Annotated in this window: 2 protein-coding genes; both read right to left on the bottom strand. The window is 65.9% G+C overall.

Features of this window, described 5'->3' with window-relative positions; all coding sequences use genetic code 11:
- Window positions 1-20: 20 nt before the first annotated feature.
- Window positions 21-2,075, bottom strand: coding sequence for a PAS domain-containing sensor histidine kinase (locus AC1VAN_RS18050; RefSeq protein ID WP_080149458.1), 2,055 nt, complete (start codon window positions 2,073-2,075; stop codon window positions 21-23).
- Window positions 2,065-2,596: ATPase domain-containing protein (locus tag AC1VAN_RS18045; protein ID WP_480986363.1), on the bottom strand; the 532-nt coding region annotated here is incomplete at its 5' end. The genes AC1VAN_RS18045 and AC1VAN_RS18050, both read right to left, overlap by 11 nt.

Here is a 2,596-nt window from a genome sequence, read left to right as displayed (position 1 = left end):
GCTCTACAGGACCTGCATCGCTACGCGCCGCCCGGCATGGCCGTGCGTACCGCCATGCTGAATTCATCCAGCAGGAAGGGCTTGGCGATCATCGCCATGCCTTCGTCGAGGAAGGCCGCGCGCTCCTGTGCCTTTTCCGCATAGCCGGTCATGAACAGGATCGGCAGCGCCGGCCGCGTTTGCCGCGCGATCTCCGCCAGCTGTCGCCCGTTGAGCCCCGGCAGCCCGACATCGGTGACCAGCAGATCGATGCTCTGCGCCGAAGTGAGGATGGGAATCGCCGCATCGGCATCACCCACCACCTGGGCGTGGTAGCCCAGGTCTTCCAGCACCACCGTCACCAGCATCCGTACCTGCTCGTCATCCTCCACCACCAGGATGGACTGGCCGGCGCCGCGCCGGATCGGCTGCGAAGGTGCAGGCGCGTCTTCCACAACGGCCTCCGACAACGGAATGAACAGCAGCACCGTCGTCCCTTCGCCGACATTGGACTGGATCGCGATGTGTCCACCGGACTGCTGCATGAAGCCGTACACCATCGACATGCCCAGCCCCGTTCCCTTGCCGATGGGCTTGGTGGTGAAGAAGGGCTCGAAGGCGCGCTCGACCACTTCCGGCGCCATGCCGGCACCGGTGTCGGCCACCTCCACCAGTGCGTAGTCACCGGCAGGCACGGCCGTGTACTGGCCTTCCCTTACGCTTACCGACGAGGCACGCAGAGTCAGATCGCCGCCGTCCGGCATCGCATCACGCGCGTTGATAGCCAGGTTCAGCAGCGCGCTCTCGAACTGGTTGGCATCCAGCGTGGCGTGCAGGGGCAGCGGCGAGGGTTCGGCGTGGATGCGCACCGCCTCGCCCAGGGTGCTGTGCAGCAGGTGCTGCACCGAAACCAACAGCGTGTTGAGCTCCACCGGACGCGCATCCAGCGACTGCCGCCGGGAGAACGCCAGCAGGCGCTGGGTCAGTGCCGCGGCACGCTGGGCCGAGGCGGTGGCGGTGTCGAGAAAACGTTCGAGGTCGTCGACCCGGCCCATGTCCAGGCGCAGCCGGACGATGTCCAACGCGGACAGGATGCCGGTCAGCATGTTGTTGAAATCGTGGGCGATGCCGCCGGTCAACTGGCCGATCGCCTCCATCTTCTGTGACTGCCGCAATGCAGCGTCGCTGGCCTCGCGCGCCGCCATCTGCGCTTCCAGTTCACGGGTGCGCTCGGCCACCATCGCCTCCAGCGCGTGCGCGTGCTGTTGGCTGCTGGCAAGGGCCAGCTTGGCCGCGGTGATATCGGTGACGAATACGTGGAAGCCGTCGATGCGCCCCTCGCCATTGCGGCGCGGCGAGTAACGCACTTCGCAGTCCCGGCGCCCATACACGCGATGTGGCCAGACGATCTCGAACATGGCCTCGCGACCGGCCAACGCGGCTTCCATCGCCGGGCGACGCTGCTGCCATACGGTCTCGCCGATGACCTCGCGCACATGCGTGCCGATCACTTCGCCGGTAGCCAGTTCGAACCAGTTTTCATAGGCCTTGTTGGCGAAGCGGAAGCACAGCGAGCGGTCCACGAATGCGATCAGCACCGGCATTGCATCGGCGATCAATCGCAGCTCGGACTCGCTGCGCGCCAGCGCCGCACGGCCATCGGCCAAGGCGGTGACCTGGTCGCGCACCACGAACTGCTTGCCGCGCGCGCGCAGCGCGCCCTGCACAGCGCTGAGCAACGACATGCTGCCCAATGGCCGGTCCATCTCCACTACGTTGATCGAGCCGGGCAACAACGGTTCACGGGTGGAACGCCGGTAGGAACGCGCCGAGCGCAGCAGGATGAACGGAATGTCCGACCAGGCCGGCTGCTGCTGCAGCGCCTGCAGCAGTACCTCGCTGCCGCGTGCCACCGCTTCCTGGGTCACCACCACCAGCCCGGTGCAGTCATCGAGTTGCTCAGCCAGCACTTCCAGGCTTGGCGCGATGCCTGTCCTCAACCCTGCGCCGGCCAGCACCGCCGCGATGCTGTCGGCATCACGGCCGAAGGGGGCGACGATACGGACAACGGTGCCGCCCTCATCGCTATCGGACATCGGACTGGCCCAGCAGCGCTGCGCTGTCGCCGACGAACTCCGGCGTGCCGGTGAGGATGCCCTGGAAATCGGCCAATGCGGCACTGACCGTGATGCCGCGCCCGTCGATCTTCAGTTCGCGGATGGTGTCTTCATGCGCACCGCCGCGGTTCTTGATCACCGAGATCGCCTTGCGGATGCGTCCCTGGGCTTCGAAGAATCGGAACAGCACCACCGCATCAGCGATGTAGGACACATTGAGGCTGCCGGTGGACATGGTGCCGACCAGCCCATGCTGCGGGTTGATCATGAAGGTCGCCACACCCTTCTGGTTGAGGTAGGACAGCATCTCGTGCAGCTGCAGCATCAGCTGTTTTTCCTGCGGCATGGCGGTCACGTAGCCGTTGAGGCTGTCGATCACCAGCACACGGCAGTTGCGCTCCTCCACGGACTTGCGCAGGTTCCAGGAGAACTCCCCGGGCGACACTTCGGCCGGGTCGATCTGCAGGATCTCCAGCAGGCCGGAGCGCAGATGCTTGTCC

This window comes from Stenotrophomonas sp. 05L44_2 (assembly GCF_056665995.1).
The sequence above is the reverse complement of the archived record's forward strand: the minus strand, read 5'-3'. Positions and strand labels throughout refer to the sequence as shown.

Excerpts from the sequence above, each read along its gene's own strand:
- AC1VAN_RS18050 (WP_080149458.1), bottom strand. The coding sequence starts at position 2,075 with ATGTCCGATAGCGATGAGGGCGGCACCGTTGTCCGTATCGTCGCCCCC.